The 17,949-nt window shown below is 69.2% G+C and carries 17 protein-coding genes; 7 read left to right on the top strand and 10 right to left on the bottom strand.

Going from position 1 to position 17,949, the window contains the following annotated elements:
• Positions 1–2 precede the first annotated feature (2 nt).
• Genes Q0Q47_RS04015 through Q0Q47_RS04005 form a run of 3 tightly spaced genes read left to right on the top strand, consistent with a single transcriptional unit; the run spans position 3 to position 3,877 of the window.
• A complete protein-coding gene (locus tag Q0Q47_RS04015; protein WP_293854710.1) occupies positions 3–1,040 on the top strand; it encodes an ABC transporter ATP-binding protein in 1,038 nt (345 codons plus the stop codon).
• A 36-nt stretch (positions 1,041–1,076) separates the two neighbouring features.
• Positions 1,077–2,123 (top strand): extracellular solute-binding protein, encoded by a 1,047-nt coding sequence (locus Q0Q47_RS04010; RefSeq protein WP_293854707.1) that lies wholly within the window; start codon positions 1,077–1,079, stop codon positions 2,121–2,123.
• The gene (locus Q0Q47_RS04005; protein WP_293854705.1) at positions 2,120–3,877 is read left to right on the top strand and encodes an ABC transporter permease subunit; all 1,758 of its coding nucleotides are present in this window, start codon (positions 2,120–2,122) and stop codon (positions 3,875–3,877) included. The genes Q0Q47_RS04010 and Q0Q47_RS04005 overlap by 4 nt, the downstream gene beginning before the upstream one ends.
• Positions 3,878–4,093: 216 nt before the next feature.
• Here the strand turns inward: Q0Q47_RS04005 and hisC are convergent, their stop codons facing one another.
• From hisC to uxuA, 8 genes are all read right to left on the bottom strand, one after another.
• On the bottom strand, positions 4,094–5,152 hold the full coding sequence (hisC, locus tag Q0Q47_RS04000) for a histidinol-phosphate transaminase (protein WP_293854702.1): 1,059 nt from the start codon (positions 5,150–5,152) through the stop codon (positions 4,094–4,096).
• A 72-nt stretch (positions 5,153–5,224) separates the two neighbouring features.
• The gene (locus Q0Q47_RS03995) at positions 5,225–5,950 is read right to left on the bottom strand and encodes an LrgB family protein (protein WP_293854700.1); all 726 of its coding nucleotides are present in this window, start codon (positions 5,948–5,950) and stop codon (positions 5,225–5,227) included.
• The gene (locus Q0Q47_RS03990; protein WP_293854696.1) at positions 5,947–6,306 is read right to left on the bottom strand and encodes a CidA/LrgA family protein; all 360 of its coding nucleotides are present in this window, start codon (positions 6,304–6,306) and stop codon (positions 5,947–5,949) included. Before Q0Q47_RS03990 ends, Q0Q47_RS03995 begins: the two co-directional genes overlap by 4 nt.
• A 38-nt stretch (positions 6,307–6,344) precedes the next feature.
• Positions 6,345–7,088, bottom strand: coding sequence for an FAD-binding oxidoreductase (locus tag Q0Q47_RS03985; RefSeq protein ID WP_367278203.1), 744 nt, complete (start codon positions 7,086–7,088; stop codon positions 6,345–6,347).
• Position 7,089: 1 nt separating this feature from the next.
• Complete coding sequence (locus Q0Q47_RS03980; RefSeq protein ID WP_293854693.1) at positions 7,090–7,695, bottom strand: sulfite oxidase-like oxidoreductase; 606 nt, start codon at positions 7,693–7,695, stop codon at positions 7,090–7,092.
• A gap of 81 nt (positions 7,696–7,776) precedes the next feature.
• Positions 7,777–9,258: a chemotaxis protein CheW gene (locus Q0Q47_RS03975; protein ID WP_293854690.1), complete on the bottom strand. Its 1,482-nt coding sequence runs from the start codon at positions 9,256–9,258 to the stop codon at positions 7,777–7,779.
• A 22-nt stretch (positions 9,259–9,280) separates the two neighbouring features.
• Positions 9,281–11,347: a PAS domain-containing methyl-accepting chemotaxis protein gene (locus Q0Q47_RS03970; protein WP_293854688.1), complete on the bottom strand. Its 2,067-nt coding sequence runs from the start codon at positions 11,345–11,347 to the stop codon at positions 9,281–9,283.
• 400 nt (positions 11,348–11,747) lie between these two features.
• Positions 11,748–12,944: a mannonate dehydratase gene (uxuA, locus tag Q0Q47_RS03965; RefSeq protein ID WP_293854685.1), complete on the bottom strand. Its 1,197-nt coding sequence runs from the start codon at positions 12,942–12,944 to the stop codon at positions 11,748–11,750.
• Between the two features lie 241 nt (positions 12,945–13,185).
• Here uxuA and Q0Q47_RS03960 point away from each other — a divergent pair, with 241 nt between their 5' ends.
• The 3 genes from Q0Q47_RS03960 (at position 13,186) to Q0Q47_RS03950 (ending at position 16,416) form a co-directional block, all read left to right on the top strand.
• Positions 13,186–14,010, top strand: coding sequence for a sugar phosphate isomerase/epimerase (locus tag Q0Q47_RS03960; protein ID WP_293854682.1), 825 nt, complete (start codon positions 13,186–13,188; stop codon positions 14,008–14,010).
• 106 nt (positions 14,011–14,116) lie between these two features.
• Positions 14,117–14,911 (top strand): alpha/beta hydrolase, encoded by a 795-nt coding sequence (locus Q0Q47_RS03955; RefSeq protein ID WP_293854680.1) that lies wholly within the window; start codon positions 14,117–14,119, stop codon positions 14,909–14,911.
• A gap of 527 nt (positions 14,912–15,438) precedes the next feature.
• Positions 15,439–16,416: a 3-hydroxyacyl-CoA dehydrogenase gene (locus Q0Q47_RS03950; protein WP_293854677.1), complete on the top strand. Its 978-nt coding sequence runs from the start codon at positions 15,439–15,441 to the stop codon at positions 16,414–16,416.
• A gap of 6 nt (positions 16,417–16,422) precedes the next feature.
• Here Q0Q47_RS03950 and Q0Q47_RS03945 read toward each other — a convergent pair whose 3' ends face one another.
• Positions 16,423–16,836 carry a DUF3830 family protein gene (locus Q0Q47_RS03945; protein ID WP_293854675.1) on the bottom strand — a complete coding sequence of 138 codons (414 nt, stop codon included), beginning with the start codon at positions 16,834–16,836 and terminating at the stop codon, positions 16,423–16,425.
• A 188-nt stretch (positions 16,837–17,024) separates the two neighbouring features.
• On the opposite strand from Q0Q47_RS03945, the gene Q0Q47_RS03940 reads away from it, so the two are divergent.
• Positions 17,025–17,483, top strand: coding sequence for a RidA family protein (locus tag Q0Q47_RS03940; protein ID WP_293854672.1), 459 nt, complete (start codon positions 17,025–17,027; stop codon positions 17,481–17,483).
• Positions 17,484–17,499: 16 nt separating this feature from the next.
• Here the strand turns inward: Q0Q47_RS03940 and Q0Q47_RS03935 are convergent, their stop codons facing one another.
• Positions 17,500–17,949 (bottom strand): SAM-dependent methyltransferase, encoded by a 450-nt coding sequence (locus Q0Q47_RS03935; protein WP_293854669.1) that lies wholly within the window; start codon positions 17,947–17,949, stop codon positions 17,500–17,502.

The raw sequence follows: 17,949 nt of genomic DNA, 5'->3' as shown, positions 1-17,949 counted from the left end.
CGATGACCACACCCCAGACCCCCCATCTCGTCCTCGACGCCCTGACCGCGGTCTACGGCGAGACCCGCGCCGTCGACGCCATCACGCTGGAAGTGGCGCGCGGCGAACTCGTCGCGCTGCTGGGCCCGTCGGGCTGCGGCAAGACCACGACCCTGCGGATGGTGGCCGGCTTCGTCGAGCCGGCCGCGGGGCGTGTCTTCGTGGGCGACGAGGAGGTCACCCGCCTGCCGGCGCACCGGCGCAACATGGGCGTGGTGTTCCAGTCCTATGCTCTCTTTCCGCATCTCACGGTGCTGGAGAACGTCGCCTTCGGATTGCGCATGCGCGACGTCGGGACGGCCGAGCGCCGGCGACGGGCAGGCGAGGCGCTGGAACTCGTCGCGCTCGCTCACCTTCGCGACCGCTATCCCTCCCAGCTCTCGGGCGGTCAGCAGCAGCGGGTCGCGCTGGCGCGCGCGCTGGTGATCGAGCCGCGCGTGCTGCTGCTCGACGAGCCTCTGTCCAATCTCGACGCGCATCTCCGCGCCGAGATGCGCGGCGAGATCCGCCGCCTGCAGCAACGCCTGTCGATCACCACGCTGTTCGTGACGCACGATCAGGAGGAGGCGCTCGCCATGTCCGACCGCGTCGCAGTCATGGACCACGGCCGGCTCGTGGAGATCGGACGGCCCGTGGAGCTCTGCGACGCTCCGCGCGAGCCGTTCACCGCCTCCTTCCTGGGCGCCCGCACCGTCGTCGAAGGGCGCAGCGAGGCGGGCGTGTTCACCGCGCCCGGCCTCACCTGCCAGGGCGCGCCGGCGGGTGCCAGCGCCATCGTGCTGCGGGCGGCGCGGCTGCGCCTTGCCCCGGACGGCCGCGGACCGCTGGCGGTCACGGGCGTGCTCTCCGCCTGCGCCTTCCTCGGCGACACCTACGAGATCGACGTCACCACCGCCGCCGGGCGGGTGCGTGTCCTCGCGCCGTCCGACGCGCCGCCGCCACCGGTCGGCTCCGCTTGCGCCATCGAGGCCCTGCCCGGCGGCTACAGCTTCATCGCCTGAGCAATCCCACCCAAACATCCGACAAGGAGACGACCCATGACGACACTCGACAGGCGCCGCTTCGGCAAGCTCATCCTCGGCGCCGGGCTTGCGGCGCCCTACGGCTTCTCCCGCACCGCCGTGGCCCAGCCCAAGCCCGGCGACGAACTCGTCGTCGGCATCTGGGGCGGCGCGCAGGAGCGCATCGTCAAGCAGTATGTCGAGAAGCCCCTGGTGGAGAAGTTCGGCTGCAAGGTGTCCTACGTGCTGGGCGGGACGCCCGAGCGCCGGTCGCGCGCCTATGCCGAGCGCGGCCGCCCGAGCTTCGACGTGCTGTACCTCAACATCTTCGAGAGCCGGCAGGCCGTGAAGGACGGCGTCACCCAGGCGCCCACCGACGCCGTGCCGCAGTTCGCCAATCTCTTCGACGTGGCCAAGCTCGGCGGCTACGGGGTGGCGCTGAACCCCTGCACGATCGTCTACGACAAGCGCAAGGCGTCCAAGCCGATCACCTCCTGGAAGGACATGTGGAACCCGGAATGGAAGGGCCGCATCGCCTGGCCGTCCTACCCCGGCGCGGAAGGCACGGCAGGTCTCCTGATGGCCGCCAAGATCTTCGGCGGCAGCGAGAAGGCGATCGACGTCGGCTTCGAGAAGATCAAGGAGCTCAAGCCCTTCGCGGCCATCCAGGGGAGCCAGGACCAGCTCTTCCAAATGTTCGACCAGGGCGTCGCCGACCTCTCGATCGAGTTCGGCAGCTTCACGCGCAAGTACGCAGAGACGCGCAACCCCAACATCGAGATCGCCAACCCCGTCGAGGGCCAGGCGGTGGCGATGAACGTCGCCTGCATCACGGTCGGCACCAAGAACCAGAAGCTCGCCGAGGAGTGGATCAACCTGCATCTCAGCGAGCCCTGCATGCTCGCCTACGCCAACGAGATCTACTACTCGCCGACGGTCAAGAACCTGAACATCCCCGATGCGCTGAAGAGCAAGCTCGTGCTGGGCAGCGACGTGGACAAGCTCGTCGACTTCGACTGGGACCTGGTGATCAAGAACCAGCCGGCCTGGACGAACCGCTTCAACCGCGAGATCGCGGGGTGAGCACCTCGCAATCCTCCCTGCCGGCGGCGCTCGCCGCCGGCAAGACCACCTCCGCGCCGGGAGACCTGCGCCGGCTCGCCGGACCGCTCCTCGCCCTGCCGGTGACGGCCTGGCTGCTGCTCGCCTTCGCGGCGCCGTTCGTGACGGTGCTGCTGCTGTCGCTGCACGAGGTCTCCGACCCGTTCGGGGACCTGCTGCAACCGCCATCGCTGGAGCAGTTCAGGACGCTGTTCCAGGACACATTCTACCTGCGCGTCGTGGGCGAGACACTGGCCCTGGCCGCCGGCGTCACGCTGCTGTCGGCGCTGCTCGGCTATCCGCTGGCGCTGTGGCTGGCCAGGTTGCCGGTGCGCTGGCGCCCGCTGGCCTTCGCCGTCATCCTCATTCCGCTGCTCACCAACGTGGTGGTGCGCTCGCTTGGCATCGTGCTGCTGCTGGCGCCCGACGGACTGATCAACCAGGTCCTCGGGCTCGTCGGCCTGCCGCCCTTCAAGGGCATGCTCTACACCCATGGCGCCGTGGCGATCGCGCTGGCGCAGGTCTTCATGCCGTTCATGGTGCTGGCGCTCTACGACGTCCTGCAGGGCACCTCGCCCCGCGTCCACGAAGCGGCCCAGAGCCTCGGCGCCTCGCGCATGACGCGGGTGCTGCTCGTCGACGTGCCGCTGTCCCTGCCGGGCCTGCGCGCCGGTATCGTCATCGTCTTCCTGTTGGCCTCGACCGCCTATGTCTCGGCGACCCTGCTGGGCGGCAAGAAGGTCTTCACCGTCGGCATGCTCGTCTGGCAGGAGGCCCTGCAGAACCTCAACGCGCCGCTCGCCTCCGCCCTGGCTCTGGTGATGACCGCGACGAGCACGCTCTTCGCCGTGATCGTGTTCCTGGTCGTGCGCCGGTTCATGCCGTGGAAAGCGGGACGCCCCGCAGCGGCCATCGCCCTGCCCCGGATCGTCCTGCGCGTCCTCGATGTCGTCGGCCCGATCCTCGGCAAGCTCCTGTTCTGCGGAGCGCTGCTGCTCCTGCTGCTGCCACTCGCCCTCGTCTGCATCCAGAGCTTCAACGACGTTCCTCAGGCCACGGTCGCCGGCTTTCGCGGCTTCACGCTGAAATGGTACGCGGCGGTCCTGTTCGGCGGGGCCTACTGGGGGTCCTTCGTCGTCTCGGTGCAGCTCGCCGTCGTCTCCGCCGCCGTCACCATCGCGCTGGCGATGCCGGCCGCCTTCGCCCTCTCGCGCTACCGATTCCCCGGCCTGACCGGACTGTCAGCCTTCTGGATGCTGCCGCTGTCGCTGCCCCACGTGGCCATCGGCGTCGGCATGCTGCGCCTGCTGCAGGCCTACACGGCGCTGCCGCCCTTCATGGGTCTGGTGGCCGTGCACGTGGTGCTCAGCCTGCCCTTCGCCATCTCGCTGCTGCAGGCCTCCGTGGAGCAGCTCGACAAGGCGCAGGAGGAGGCCGCGGCGAGCCTGGGGGCCAACGGCCTGCGCCGCTTCCTGCTCGTGATCCTGCCGGGGCTCGCACCGGGCCTCGCGGCGACCGGGATCATGAGCTTCCTCCTGTCCTTCGGCGAGGTCACGGTCACGAGCTTCCTCACCACCGCCCGCATGACGACCCTCCCGGTGCGCATCTACGCGGAATCGACCTTCAGCCTCGAGCCGACCGTGCACGCCGTCTCGGCCCTGCTGATCGTCGCCACCGTGCTGATCCTGCTGCTGCTGAACAAGCTGGTGCGCCTGGACCGTCTTTACGCAAGGTAGCGTCGCTGGGTCCGGCGCCTCTCGGCACCTCCAGCCGGCTCACGCCTCTCCACGTCCTGGCCGGGCTTGGCCCGGCAATCCACGAATTCCGCACGGCCCCGGCAAAGTCGTGGATGCCCGGGCCAAGCCCGGGCAGGACGACCGAAAGGTGGGCGCCTACTCGACGAGTCGGCTGCGGTGGAGTGCGAGAGCTCCATAGATGGGAATGCGAACGCCTCAGCCCAGGATCTCTTGCAGCGCCTCGACGAGGCGGTCGCACTGCTCGTCCGTCCCGATCGTGATGCGCAGGTGGTCCGCGATGCGCGGCTTGTTCCAGTGGCGGACGAGGATCGCCCGGCTGCGCAGCTCGCGCGCCAGGTCCGCCCCGGCACGGCCCGGGTGGCGGGCGAAGACGAAGTTGGCGGCCGACGGCACGACGTCGAAGCCCAGCCCCTGCAGCGCCGCCGTCAGCCGCTCGCGGCTGGCGATGACCTGCGCGCGCTTCTGCGCGAACCACGCGTCGTCCTGCCACGAGGCCAGGGCGCCGGCGATCGCCAGGGAGTCGAGCGGATAGGAGTTGAAGCTGTCCTTCACGCGCTCCAGCCCGTCGATCAGCGCCCGCTGCCCCACCGCGAAGCCGACGCGCAGCCCGGCAAGGCCGCGCGACTTCGACAAGGTCTGGACGACCAGGAGGTTTTCGTAGCGCGGCACGAGCGCGATGGCGCTCTCGGCGCCGAAATCGACATAGGCCTCGTCGATGACGACCACCTGGTCGGGATGATCGGCCACCAGCCGTTCGATCTCCGCGAGCGGAAGGGCCCTGCCGGTGGGCGCGTTGGGGTTCGGCACGATGATCGCGCCGCACGGCTGCCGGTAATCCTCGATGCGGACGCCGAAGCCCTCGTCGAGCGCGACAGGCCGCGGCTCGATCCCGAACAGGAGGCAATAGCTCGGGTAGAAGCTGTAGGTGATGTCGGGAAAGAGCAGCGGCCCGTCGTGCTTGAGCAGCGCCTGGAAGGCGTGGGCGAGCACCTCGTCCGAGCCGTTGCCGACGAAGACCATGTCCGGCGCGAGCCCGTGGGTCGCGGCGATGGCCTCGCGCAGCGCCGAGGCGGTGGGATCGGGATAAAGCCGCAGCCGGTCGTCCGTGGCCGCCCTGATGGCGGCGATCGCCTTGGGCGAAGGGCCGTAGGGGCTCTCGTTGGTGTTGAGCTTGATCAGGTTCGCCATTTTCGGCTGCTCCCCCGCGACATAGGGGTGCAGCGTGTGAACGAGCGGGTTCCAGAAGCGGCTCATGGGACGGTCCGGGCACGAGAAAAGTCGACGAGGGCGGCACTAGCACAGGCGGCCCCGTCATGGGTAGGCGGCTCATCCGCCCATGACGCGCAGCAGCACCGGCGTCAGGAAGGCCGTCATGACGCCGTTGAGGGCCATGGCCAGGGCCGCGAAGGTGCCCGCCAGCGGATGCACCTGGAGCGCTCGCGCGGTTCCGATGCCGTGGGCGGCGAGACCGACGGCGAAGCCCCTCGCCCGCCAGTCGCGCAGGCGCAGGGCGTTCATCAGCGGCGTCACGAGCACGGCTCCGGTGATGCCGGTGGCGATGACCACCACTGCGGTCAGCTCGGGCAGGCCGCCGGCCTCCCGCGAGACGCCCATGGCGATGGCCGCCGTGACCGACTTCGGTGCCACGGAGCGCACCAGCACCTCGCTGCCGCCGCACAGAACCGCGATGCCGATGGCACTCGCCACACCCGTGGCCGAACCGACGACCAGCGCGCCGACCAGGGCCCGCAGGTCGCGCCGGATGGCCGCACGGTTGCGGATGATGGGAATGGCGAGAGCCACGGTCGCCGGGCCGAGCAACACGTGCACGAACTGGGCGCCGGAGAAATAGGTGGGATAGCTCGTGCCCGTGGCGAACAGCACGATGCAGACCGTGGCGACCGCCATCAGCACGGGATTGGCGAGGGGATGGCGCCCGGTCGCGGCGGCGATGGCGTCGGCGCCGAGATAGGCGGCCAGGGTGAGCCCGAGCCAGAACAGCGGCGAGGTGGCGAGGTAGACCCACAGATCCTGGACGGCCGGCGAGGTCATGGCTCGCTCCCGTCGGGCCCGGCGGGCCGGGCCAGCCACTGGAACGTCAGGGCCGTCGCGACCAGGGTGATGGCCGTCGACAGCACCAGCACGCCGGCGATCGGCCACCACTCGCGGGCGAGCAGGCCCAGATGCTGGAGAACGCCGACGCCGGCCGGCACGAAGAGCAGGGACAGGTGCTTGAGCAACGCCTCGGCGGTGTCCTCCACGAAGCCGAAGACCGCCGGCCACGCGGCACACAGCGCGACGAGCGCGGTCAGCCCCACCACCGGCCCCGGCACGGGCACGGCCAGCAGCCGCACCGTCGCCTCGCCGAGAAACTGAAGCGCGATCAGGAGCAACAGCGGTCGAAGCATGCCGGACCTCCGCCAGGACGAACAAGCGCCACGGCGCGTCAGGCGCCTCCGAAACGTTCGGTCCGGATGACCGACGCGGACACGCCGAGCTCCAGCAGCGGCTGCGTCACGCCTTCCACGAACCGGTTGGATCCGCAAACGAAAACAGTGCGCGGCGGCATGGAAAGGCGGCCGAGGGCGACCGACAGCAAGGCTGCGTCGAGACGGCCCGCCTGGCCGTACGGATGCGAGACAGCCTCCCGCGACACGGCCACGGACAGAAACACGCCGTCATGCCGCTCCGCCATCGCGGTGAGCTCGGCCAGGAACGGCACGTCCACGAGGTGGCGAGCCCCCACGCAGACGGCCACGGGAACCCTCGCGCCCGCCGCGGCGCGGTGCCGCAGCATGGCGACCAGCGGGACGAGCCCCGAACCTCCTCCCACCAGCAGCAGAGGCCCGCCGTCGGCGGCCGACCAGACGAAGTGCCCGCCGACCGGCCCGCGAATTTCGATCCGGTCCCCGACGGCGGCGCCCTCGTGGAGGTAGGACGACACTTCGCCCTCGGGCAGGAGCTCCACGGCGATCTCGTAGGTGGCGGGGCGCTCCGGCGGGGAGCACAACGAATAGCTTCGCACGGCCGTGTAGCCGTCCGGCGCGGTCAGGCGCAGGTCGACGTGCTGCCCGGCCCGCGACGGCCGCCACAGGTCCGGCTCCAGCACCAGGCGGCGAATGCGCGGCGTCTCGACCGCGATGTCGCGGAGGGTGGCCCCCTGCCAGGCCGTGCGCGACGGCGCGGACACGTCAATCGTCCGAGTAGCGCTCTTCCTGCCAGGGATCGCCCCGCATGTGATAGCCGTGGGTTTCCCAGAACCCCGGCTCGTCCTTCTGCGTGAACTGCAGGGCCTTCAGCCATTTGGCCGACTTCCAGAAATACAGGTGCGGCACGAGCAGCCGCGCGGGGCCGCCATGATCCGGCGTGATCGGCCGGCCCTCGTAGAGCGTGGCGACCATGGCCTTGCCGCCGCCGAGGTCGGCGAAGGGAACATTGGTCGCGTAGTCGTCGAAGGAGTGGGCGAGAACGAACGGCGTCGGCGCCTCGATGCCGGCCGCGGCCAGCACGTCGTCGACCAGCACGCCGGTCCAGGGCGTGTCGAACTTGGACCACGTGGTCACGCAGTGGATGTCGCGCGTCCAGGAGGTCTGGGGCAGCCGGCCGAACTCTTCCCAGGTCCACGAGGCCACCGGCCGCGGCCCGACCTTGAGGGTGAACCGCCATGAGGCGAGGTCGACCTTCGGCGTCGGTCCGGCGGACAGGACGGGGAAGTCGGCCGTCAGCGACTGGCCTGGCGGAAGCCGCGTGGCGTTGTCACGGCCGGATCGACGTCCGACGAAGCCTCGGGTGTCCATGGGGGAGCCCTTTCCTGGCGATCCGGCGGATCCGGACACGCTGTCCCCGTCAGTCTGCACCGGATCGACGGCGTTACAAGCTCAAGCGGAGGCGGCCAGCGCGGGCTGGCGGGGCAAGCGCACCGCAGCGCCACCGGAGAGCTCGGCCATGAGGGCTTGCAGATCGAGGAGGGGCAGGACCTCGCCCCCTCCCGCGCCGATCTCGACGAGGGCATTCATCGACGGCGCGGTGGCGACGTGCCCGACGGCGCGCCGGTCGTGTGGCTGCATCGCCCTCGCCGCCTCGATGCCGTGGAGGACGTCCACGGCGAAGCCGACCGTTCCGGCCTCGCCCGACACCAGGAGCACCCGGGAATGGGCGCCACTGCCCGCACGGGCACCGAGCGCTCGGTCGAGCGCCAGCAGCGGAATGGGCTTGCCGCGATGGTCGAAGAGGCCGATCAGGTGCGGCCTGACGTCGGCGATGGCCGTCACCACCTCCGGATAGGCGATGACTTCCTGAAGTTGCAGGAGCGGCACGGCGGCCCGGGCCCCGGCCGTGAAGACGACGACCTGGTTGCGCGCCACCTGCGCCGCGGCGGCCGCGCCGCTCGCGAGGGGACCGATGCCGCTGAGACGGGCATAGGTATCGACGGACTCGAGATCGCGCAGGCCCTCGGCGCTCAGGACCAGGTGCTGGGTGCCGTGCTTGTCGACGGTCACCCCCTCGAAGCAGGACGGGTCGGCCACGGCCAGCGCCGGCATCGGCAGCACGTCATCGGCAGCCTGGGCCACCATGTCGTGGACGGCGTCGATGCGCAGGCCCACGCGACCGTCGTTTCGACAGCGCAGGATCAGGATCGGGCTTTCGCCCGCGGGCTCCAATGCGCCGAGCCCGAGCAGGCGCAGCGGATCCACGGCGGGGATGCTGCGACCATGGTGGTCGAACACCCCGTGGCACAGTCTGGAGGTCAGCGGCGAAGGCCGGAGCTCGGCGCGCGCCACCGTGGCATCGACCTCCGTCGCCTGCAGCGCGAAGTGGAACGGGCCGGTGCGGAAGAAGAGGCGGGTCACCCGCCGGTCGAAGCTGCGGCCGGTCGTGCGCGTCTCGGCCTCGGCGACCATCGGCAGGCCCGGGATGGCGGCGATGCGGGCCGCGTCGAGCAGCCAGACCGGCTGCGCTTCCCAGGTGAAGGAGTGAGTGTGCAGGGTCGTGCCGACGGGCACGTGGGCCTCCACCGGCGTCAACCGATGCCGGTCGATGGTGGCAATGCCGTTCACGCCGTCCGCGAGGAGGCCGACCAGACGGCCATACTGGCGCAGGATGACGACCACCTCGTCGTGGACGTGGTCCGACCCGAGCCCCAGCGCGGCGCGCAGGTCCAGCACCGGGATGATGACGCCGCGAACGTCGACCGCGCCGACGAGGCCGGCAATGGCCGACGGGACGGCCAGCGTCCGGGCCGGGCGGCGGATCACCTCGCGCACGGCGTCGACCGAGACGGCCAGCATGCAGGGACCCACCCTGAACAGGCCGACGGTCATCGCCGTGACGGCCGGATCGGGACCGGATGGCGCACCCATGCTGCCCGTCATCGGCCGTCGCTCAGCCGGTCTTCGTGCGGCGGGCGGTCAGGTCGTCGATCAGGGCGACGACGCTGCTGGCGACGTCCTTCTGAGCCGTCGTCGACAGCGCGATGCCACGGATCGATTCCGCCGTCTTGCGCACGCTGGACACGATGTGCTCGAAGGCCAGCTTGGCCTCCTGGGAGCGGGTGGTCCCCTGCCCCACGCGAGACGCGCTCTCCTCGATGAGCTTGGCGATGCCGCGCGCCGCCTCGGAACTGCTTTCGGCGAGCTTGCGCACCTCGCCGGCCACGACGGAGAAGCCGACGCCGTGCTCGCCCGCCCGCGCCGCCTCGATCGCCGCATTGAAGGCGAGCAGGTTGGTCTGGCTCGAGATCTCGCCGATCACCTTCACGATGTCGGCGATCTCGTTCGACGACTTCTGGATGAGCTCGATGGCTTCGATGGAGTTGCGCAGCGACTCGTAGCCGAGTTCGGCGTTGGCCTGGGTCTCTGTGGCGAGATCGGTGGCCGAGCCGGCATTGCGGCTGATCTCGGTGATCGAGCCGAAGAGCTGCGAGACGGCGCTCTGCATCTCGTCCGACTTCACCTCGATGCGGTTCTGCAGTTGCACCTGCTCCGTGACGTCACTCGCGTACTTGATCACGCGGACGGCTTCGCCGGCCAGATTGAGGATCGGGCTGTAGGTCGCCTGCAGATGCACCTCGCGCCCGAACTTGCCGACGCGCCGGAAGCGGCCGGCCTTGAACTCGCCCTTGTTGAGGTCGAGCCAGAAGTCGCGGTACTCGAGCGACGTGATGTAGTCGGCATGGCACAGCATGCTGTGGTGCTGCCCGATGACCTCGCGACGCGTGTAGCCCATCACGCGCAGGAAATTCTCGTTCGCCGACAGGATCGTGCCGTCCAGGTCGAACTCGATCACCGCCTGGCCACGGTCCACGGCGTTGACGCGGCTCTCGAACTCGACGTTGCGCAGCTTGGCCGCCGTCACGTCCGAGGCGAACTTGACGATCTTGGACAGCCGTCCCGACGCGTCGTAGACCGGATTGTAGGTGGCCTGGATCCAGATCTCCCGGCCGTCGCGGCCGAAGCGCTTGAATTCGCCGGCCTCGTAGTCGCCGCGGCCCAGACGCTCCCAGAACGCGTGGTACTCGTGCGACTTGGCGAAGGCCGGATCGCAGAACGCGCTGTGATGGCGACCGACGACGTCGGCGCCGGCGTAGCCGAACAGGCGCAGGAAATTGTCGTTGGCACCGAGGACCCGCCCCTGCAGGTCGAACTCGATGACGGCCTGGGCGCGATCGATCGCCTTGACCTTGCCCTCGTATTCGCTCGTCATCGCCTTCACCGACGTGACGTCGGTCGCGAACTTGACGATCTTGCGCACCTGGCCGTCCGGATCGAAGATCGGATTGTAGTGCGCGTGCAGCCAGATTTCCTGGCCGGCCTTGGTGACGCGGCGATACTCGCCGCGGTCGAACTCGCCCCGGGCGAGCTTGCCCCAGAACACGCGATAGGCCGGCGACTGCGCCTCGGCGGGCGTGCACAGCAGGCTGTGATGCTGCCCCACGATTTCCGGAGCCGTGTAGCCCATCAGGCCCAGGAAGTTCGCGTTGGCGTGCAGGATCCGGCCGGCCAGATCGAATTCGACGATGGCCTGCGAGCGGTCGAGCGCGGCCGCCTGCGAGGCCTGCTCGGACGACGCCAGCTTGGCGGCGGTCACGTCGAGCGCGTACTTGACCACCCCCACGACCTTGCCGCCTTCGTCGAAGACGGGGTTGTAGGTCGCGCGGATCCAGATCTCGCGGCCGTCCTTGCCGATGCGCTTGAACTCGCCGTCGTGCGGCCGGCCCTCGGCGAGCGCGGCCCAGAAGGCCGCGTAGTCCTGGGAGGCCCCGTAGCTCTTGTCGCAAAACATCCGGTGATGCCTGCCGACGACGTCATCCCGTCCATACCCCGTGAGGGCAAGGAAGTTGTCGTTCACCTCCAGGATCGTGCCCCGGGGGTCGAAAGTGATGGTGGAGAAGGTGCGGTCGATGGCGTCGAGCCTGGCCTGGCGGGAAAACTCGGCGAGGGACGAAGACAATCCGTCTGATGCTGAAAATGTATTGCTGCTCATCGGCTCTCTCTCGCGGCGCATGCCACTCCAGGTCGCAGACACGAATGGCAGCACGATGAGAATGCGCGTCAAATCTTAACAGAGGTCTGCGCGTGGTCTGCACAACTGACACTTGCGACAGGAAATCTGCCGCGCGTTACAAAACAGCAATTCCACAGCAACGAATGTAAAAACAAGCATTTGCCGGCCATCCGGCTGGAACGAGGTGCGGCGTTCGAGCGACACCGTCTCGTGACTTGCGCCAGAGGTGAGGGCCGCACGAGTCCGGATCGTTAACGCGCGGTTCGTCCCGGCACAGAAAAAAGACCGGAAAGCGAAGCGCGTCTCCGGTCTTGCTCGTCGGACTCCTGATTTCGGGCGAAGTCCGTCAGATCGGCAGCCCCTTCAGCTTGGCCACGGCGATCATGACGCCGCGAATTTCGGCCAGGCCCTTGAGGCGGCCGATGGCCGAGTAGCCCGGGAAGCTGCCCTTGCCGATGTCGTCGAGCAACTCATGGCCATGGTCGGGCCGGAACGGCAGGCGCCAGTTCTCCTCGCCGGCCGCCTTGCGACGGGCCTGCTCGTTCAGGAGCGCCTCGACCACCGCCACCATGTCCGTGTCGCCGGTCAGGTGATCGGCCTCCATGAAGGACCCGTCCGGATCCTTCGCCACGTTGCGCAGGTGCACGAAATGGATGCGGCTGGCGAAATCCCGCGCGATGGCCGGCGGGTCGTTGGCGCGCCCGGCACCGAGCGAGCCCGTGCACAGCGTGATGCCGTTGGCCCGGCTGTCGACGGCCTTCATGACGAAGGCGAGGTCGTCCGCGTTGGAGACGATGCGCGGAAGCCCCATGAGGGACCGCGGCGGGTCGTCCGGATGGACCGCCATGCGGATCCCGACCTCTTCGGCCGTGGGGATGACCTCGCGCAGGAAGCGGGCGTAGTTCTGGCGCAGCGCATCGCGGTCGATGCCGGCGTAGCGTGCGAGTTGCTGGCGCAGGCCGGGAATGTCGTAGCGGTCGAAGGCACCGGGAAGCCCCGCCATGATCGTCGACAGCAGGCGACGGCGATCCTCTTCCGTCGATTGTTTGTACCAGGCCTCCGCCTTGGCCAGCACCGCCGGCTCCACCTCGTCCTTCGCGCCCGGGCGTTCCAGCATGAAGCAGTCGAAGGCCGCGTATTCATGGGCGTTGAAGCGAAGCGCCCGGCCGCCACCAGGCAGCACGTGGAAGAGCTCCGTGCGGGTCCAATCGACGACCGGCATGAAGTTGTAGCAGATCGTCTTGACGCCGCAGGCGGCGAGGTTGCGCATCGACTGGCGATAGTTGTCGAACAGCGCGGTGAGATCGCCCTCCCCGACCTTGATGCGCTCGTGGATCGGCAGGCTTTCCACCACGCTCCAGCGCAGCCCCAGGGACGGGTCGGCGCCGATCTGAGCCTTGCGCTTCTCGATCTCGTCGATCGACCACACCACACCGTACGGGATGTGGTGGAGCGCGGTCACGACGCCGCTCGCACCCGCCTGGCGGATGGCATGCAGCGGAACCACGTCGTCCGGGCCGAACCAGCGCCATGTCTGTTCCAAGGGTGTCTCCTCGATCCGTGTCTTCACGCAGGGCTGACGTGCGACACGATTGTTTGGGGTGCCGCGACCATCCCGTCAACAGGGTCCGGGGGTGCCCGGCAGCCTTGCGCCCGAGGGAGACCGGGCAGACCCACCGGACACCGGAAGGCTTGCGGCCGGCGGCCAGCGGGCTAGGGTCAGGCCCGCGCAGTCGGGCCCGGCGCGGGTCAGGCCATGCGACACGACGAAGGGAAGGCCCGCGATGCTCAGGTTCGGCTTCAGCACGATCGGTTGCCCCGACTACACCGTCGAGCAGGTGATCGATGCGGCCCGGAGCCTGGGTTACGCCGGCGTCGAGATCCGGTTCCTGCGCGGCACGGTCGATCTCGCCGGCCTCGAGGAGTTCTCGGCGGCCCGCATCGGCGAGACGCGCCGGCGCTTCGAGGATGCGGGGGTCGCCGTGGTGGCGATCAATACCGGCGTGCGCATGGTGTCGCTCGACGCGGCGCACCGCCAGGTCCAGCGCGATGCCGCCCGCAGGCAGATCGAGATGGCCGCGGCGCTCGGCGCGCCATACCTCCGGCTGTTCGGAGGGCCCATTCCCGCCGGCCAGGACCGGGAGCGCACGCTGGACGCGATCGCCGCGGGACTCGGTGAGATCGCGGACGAAAGCGCCCGCGGCGGCGTCACCAGCCTGATCGAGACGCATGACGACTTCTGCCGATCCGACAGCGTGCTGGATCTCTACCGGCGGGGCGCCAGCGAGCGGCTCGGCGTCCTGTGGGACACGCTGCACAGCTATCGGTGGGGAGAAAGCGCCGACGAAATGTTCGGTTGCCTGGGCCGCCGGATCAAGCTGGTGCACGTCAAGGACGCGGTCACCGCGACCCGCAGCGGTTTCGACTTCGCGCTGACGGGCGAAGGCACCGTCCCGATCGCCTCCTTCCTCGACGTCCTCGAGGCCGCCGGCTACGACGGCTTCGTCGATTTCGAGTGGGAGAAGGGCTGGCACCCCGAGATCCCCGGGCCTGAGATCGCGCTCCCGCACTTCGCCCGTTACGTCGCGAGCAAGGTTCGCGGGTCCTGAGCCCTGCACGAGGACAGGACGGCGGCCTCGCCCGGATTCACGAATTCTCGAAACGACTGGACTTAAGGTCGTCGCGGGACGATGAACCGGGGGACGGACGACCGCGATGCAACGCTTCAACTCCAGGATCGGCAGGCGAGCCTTGCTCGTGGGCAGCGCCGCGCTGGTCGCGGGCGGCCCGCCGGCCATGGCCGCGGCCGCGACCGGCGCCGTTCTCGTCCACGGCAAGCAGGATGGGCCGGCAGGCTCGCTGAGCAGCGTCGGCGCGAAGCTTTCCGCGGCGGGTCTCGCCGTGGAGGCGCCCACCATGCCGTGGGCCCGGGGCCGCTACCTGTCCGGAAACTGGGCGGAGGCCATGGGCCTGATCGCCGGAGCCGTGAAGAGCCTGCAGGGGCGGGGCGCGACCAGCGTGATCCTCGTGGGGCACAGCATGGGCTGCCCGGCCATCCTCTCCTTCGCCTCTCGCGCCTCCATGCCGTTGGCCGGGCTGGCTCTCACCGCGCCGGGGCACAACCCCACCTTCTTCTACGAATCGGGCCTGACGCGCGAGAGCGTCGACCGGGCCCGCGCCCTGGTGAAGGCCGGCAAGGGAGCCGAAGCCGGCACGTTCGCCGACAGCAACCAGGGCTCGACCTCGTCGGTCACCCTGTCTGCGGCCGACTACCTGTCGTTCCTCGACCCGATGGGACCGGCCGTGATGGGCCGGTACGTCGGCTCCATCAAGGTTCCGGTGCTCCTGGCCGTCGGCACCTCGGACGGCGGCGCGATGGGCTTTGCCAAGCAGTTCGGCCGGGCGCTGCTGAAGGGACCGAAGTCGCGCTACGTCGAGGTCGCCGCCGGCCACGGCGGGACGCCGGGACAGGCCGCCGACGCCATTGCCGAGTGGGCCAAATCCCTGTGAGCGGGGGTACCCTGCGGCAGCGTTGACGGGGCGTTTCGGAACGTGCCGTTTCGGGACACCTCACGGTCGGAATCGGCTCGTTCTTTCAACGCTCTAGGATCACGATCCTTTTCTGACATTTTGCTGACAGGACACGTCAGCAGTGTGCCCTTTTGTGACCGGTAGCGTCTCAACCATGGGGAGTGAATACCTCCGGTGAGCGGACCGGGTCACGCCCTTCCCGAACGTACCAGGTCTGATCTTCCCCAGATCCGACCCGGTGGCATCGGCAACAACAATGGCCCGAAGCGTTCGCGTGACCGATGGCGGTCGGGATCGCGAGCACGACCTTCGGGCAGGCGCGCTGACGTGTGCGACCAGTTCTGCGCAGCCCGACGGGGCAGGCAGGCGATTTCCGGCACCGGCTCCAAGGCGGGGAACCGCCTGGGCCGGTGTTTCATTTGGGGCCGGGCTTCAGCAGGGCGTTGCATCGCGCCCCAATACCGGCGACGCTCCAGGGCCGACCGTTCTCCGGAGCAGGACACGCCATGGCCTCGCCGCCCCCCGCCCACACCTCCACCGTTGCCCAGGCCTCCACCGTTGCCATCGTCGGGTCGGGCCTGATCGGCCGGGCCTGGGCCGCCATCTTCGCGCGGGCGGGATGGACAGTCAGGCTGTCCGATCCGCATGCCCCGACCCTGGAAGCCGCGCCTCGCCTGGTGCGAGACGAACTCCTCTCGCTGGCCCGCCACGGCCTCGCGGAAGAACCCGAGCAGGCCGCCGCACGGGTCTCGGCCGCCCCATCCCTGGCCGCAGCCCTGGACGGTGCAAATTTTGTTCAGGAAAACGGTCCGGAGACGATCGAGGCCAAACTGGCCATCTTCGCCGAGCTCGACAGGCTGGCGGCGCCCGACGCGATCCTCTCCTCGTCGACCTCGGCGATCGTGCCCTCCCGCTTCACCGAAGGGCTCGCCGGCCGGGCCCGCTGCCTGGTGTCGCATCCGGTCAATCCGCCCCATCTCGTGCCCATCGTCGAGCTGTGCGGGGCGCCCTGGACGGCCCCGGAGACGATGGAGCGCGCGCGTGCGGTGTTCGAGGCGATAGGCCAGGTCCCCATCACGGTGCGGCGCGAAGTCGACGGCTTCATTCTCAACAGGCTGCAGGGCGCCCTGCTGGCCGAGGCCTTCCGCCTGGTGGGCGAAGGCTACGTCTCGGCGCAGGACCTGGACCACACGATCAAGAACGGGCTGGGCTTGCGCTGGTCGTTCATGGGCCCGTTCGAGACGGTCGAGCTCAACGCGCCCGGCGGCTTCGCCGACTACTGCACCCGCTACACGGGCTTCTACAAGCGGCTCGCGGCGCAGTCCGCGGGGCCGGAGGCCTATGAGAGCCCCAACATCGACAAGGTGATGGCGGCGTGGCCGCATCCGGGCGATCGCGAGCGGATCGATCGCCTCACGGCCTGGCGCAACGAGCGCCTCGCCGCGCTGGCGGCCCACAAGAAGGCCCAGCGCGGCGACGGCTGAACGGGCTCAGGCGAGCTCGAAGCGGATCGGATGGGCGCCCTTCCACAGGCAGCCCTTGCCGAGCGGCACGAGGTTTTCGAGGCCTTCGGTGATCGTCAGGAAGTGGTTGCCGGCGAGCTGGCCGACCTTCGACGCGAAATGCACGCCGCCGTACGCGAGCAGGATCTCCGTCTCGCTGATGCCGCCCGGATAGAGAATGAACTGGCCCGGCGCCGGGAAGCTCGTGTGGTTCTCGTAGGTGACGCCGAAATCATAGTCGCCGAGCGGGATCCACACGCCCTCGCCGCTCCAGCGCACGTGCACGACCTGGCTTTCGAACGGCAGCCGCTCCAGGAAGGCCTTGCAGGTCTTCGGCGCGGCCTCTTCCTCGAGCTTGCCCATGAAGGTGTACGGGCCTGCGATGATGCGGATCTTCGTCATGTCGTCCTCTGTCGTCTGGAGCATGCTGGGAAAGGATGGAAGCCGGCCTCTCGCAGGAACCCTGCGATCGGCCGTGGATCTGGAGCGTCACCGCGGGACTTGGCCGATCTTGCAGGCTTCCGTCAACTGGACAAGGCAGTCGAACGGAGACACCTTGCCCGCAAGATACCGCAACGGAGGACCGCGCCATGACCCCTGAGGAAAAGATCGTCCAGCTCGGGCTCGCGCTGCCCCCCTCCCCGTCGCCGCTGGCGAACTACGTGCCCTACCGGCTCGTCGGCAACGTCCTGTACCTTTCGGGCCAGGGTCCGCGCCGGGCGGACGGTTCGATGAGCAAGGGCCGGCTCGGCCGCGACATGACCGTCGAGGTCGCCTACGAGGAAGCCAGGATCACCGGGCTCAACCTTCTGGCGGTGGCGAAATCGGCCCTCGGGGAGCTTTCGCGCATCGAGGCGGTGGTGAAGCTGCTCGGAATGGTCAACGCCGAACCGGACTTCGGCGACCATCCCAAGGTCATCAACGGCTGCTCGGACCTGTTCGTCGCGGTGCTCGGCGAAGCCGGCCGCCACGCCCGCTCGGCCGTGGGCATGGGGTCCCTGCCCAACGGCATCCCGGTCGAGATCGAGGCGATCATGCTGGTGAAGTGAGGGGATGGACGGCGCCTCAGCGGCGCCGCTCCGGCTTCAGGTCGATCAGGGGTGTGCCGTCGAGGCAATCGAGCCCCCGCACCAGGACCACGGAACCCTCGATGCCCACCAGCCGGGCGATCGAGGTCCCGATCGGATTGGGTCGCACCGGTGAGCGCAGCGAGAACGTCCCGCGCAGGAGGCCGTCCTTCTTGCGGCGCTGCACGAGGAGATCGCGCCGCGACCGGTGCAGCCAGTAGAACACCTCCAAGGTCTCGTGCGCGTCGAGACCCACGAGCGCCCGCTCCCACGGCGGCGCCAGCTCCAGCCGGCAGATCGGCCCGTCCGGATCCCCCTGCCGCGGACAGGCGCTGCGATCGGTCCACGGCGTCCGAATGCGTCCGATGAACACGAGCGCCGCATCGCCGGGCTCCGGAAGCCCTTCTGCGACGACCTCGCCCTCCCTGATCTCGTTCATGTCCGACAT

The organism is uncultured Alsobacter sp. (genome assembly GCF_945952055.1).
Taxonomy (GTDB): domain Bacteria; phylum Pseudomonadota; class Alphaproteobacteria; order Rhizobiales; family Beijerinckiaceae; genus Alsobacter.
Note: the sequence above shows the minus strand (reverse complement) of the source record. Positions and strands in the feature narration are given on the sequence as shown.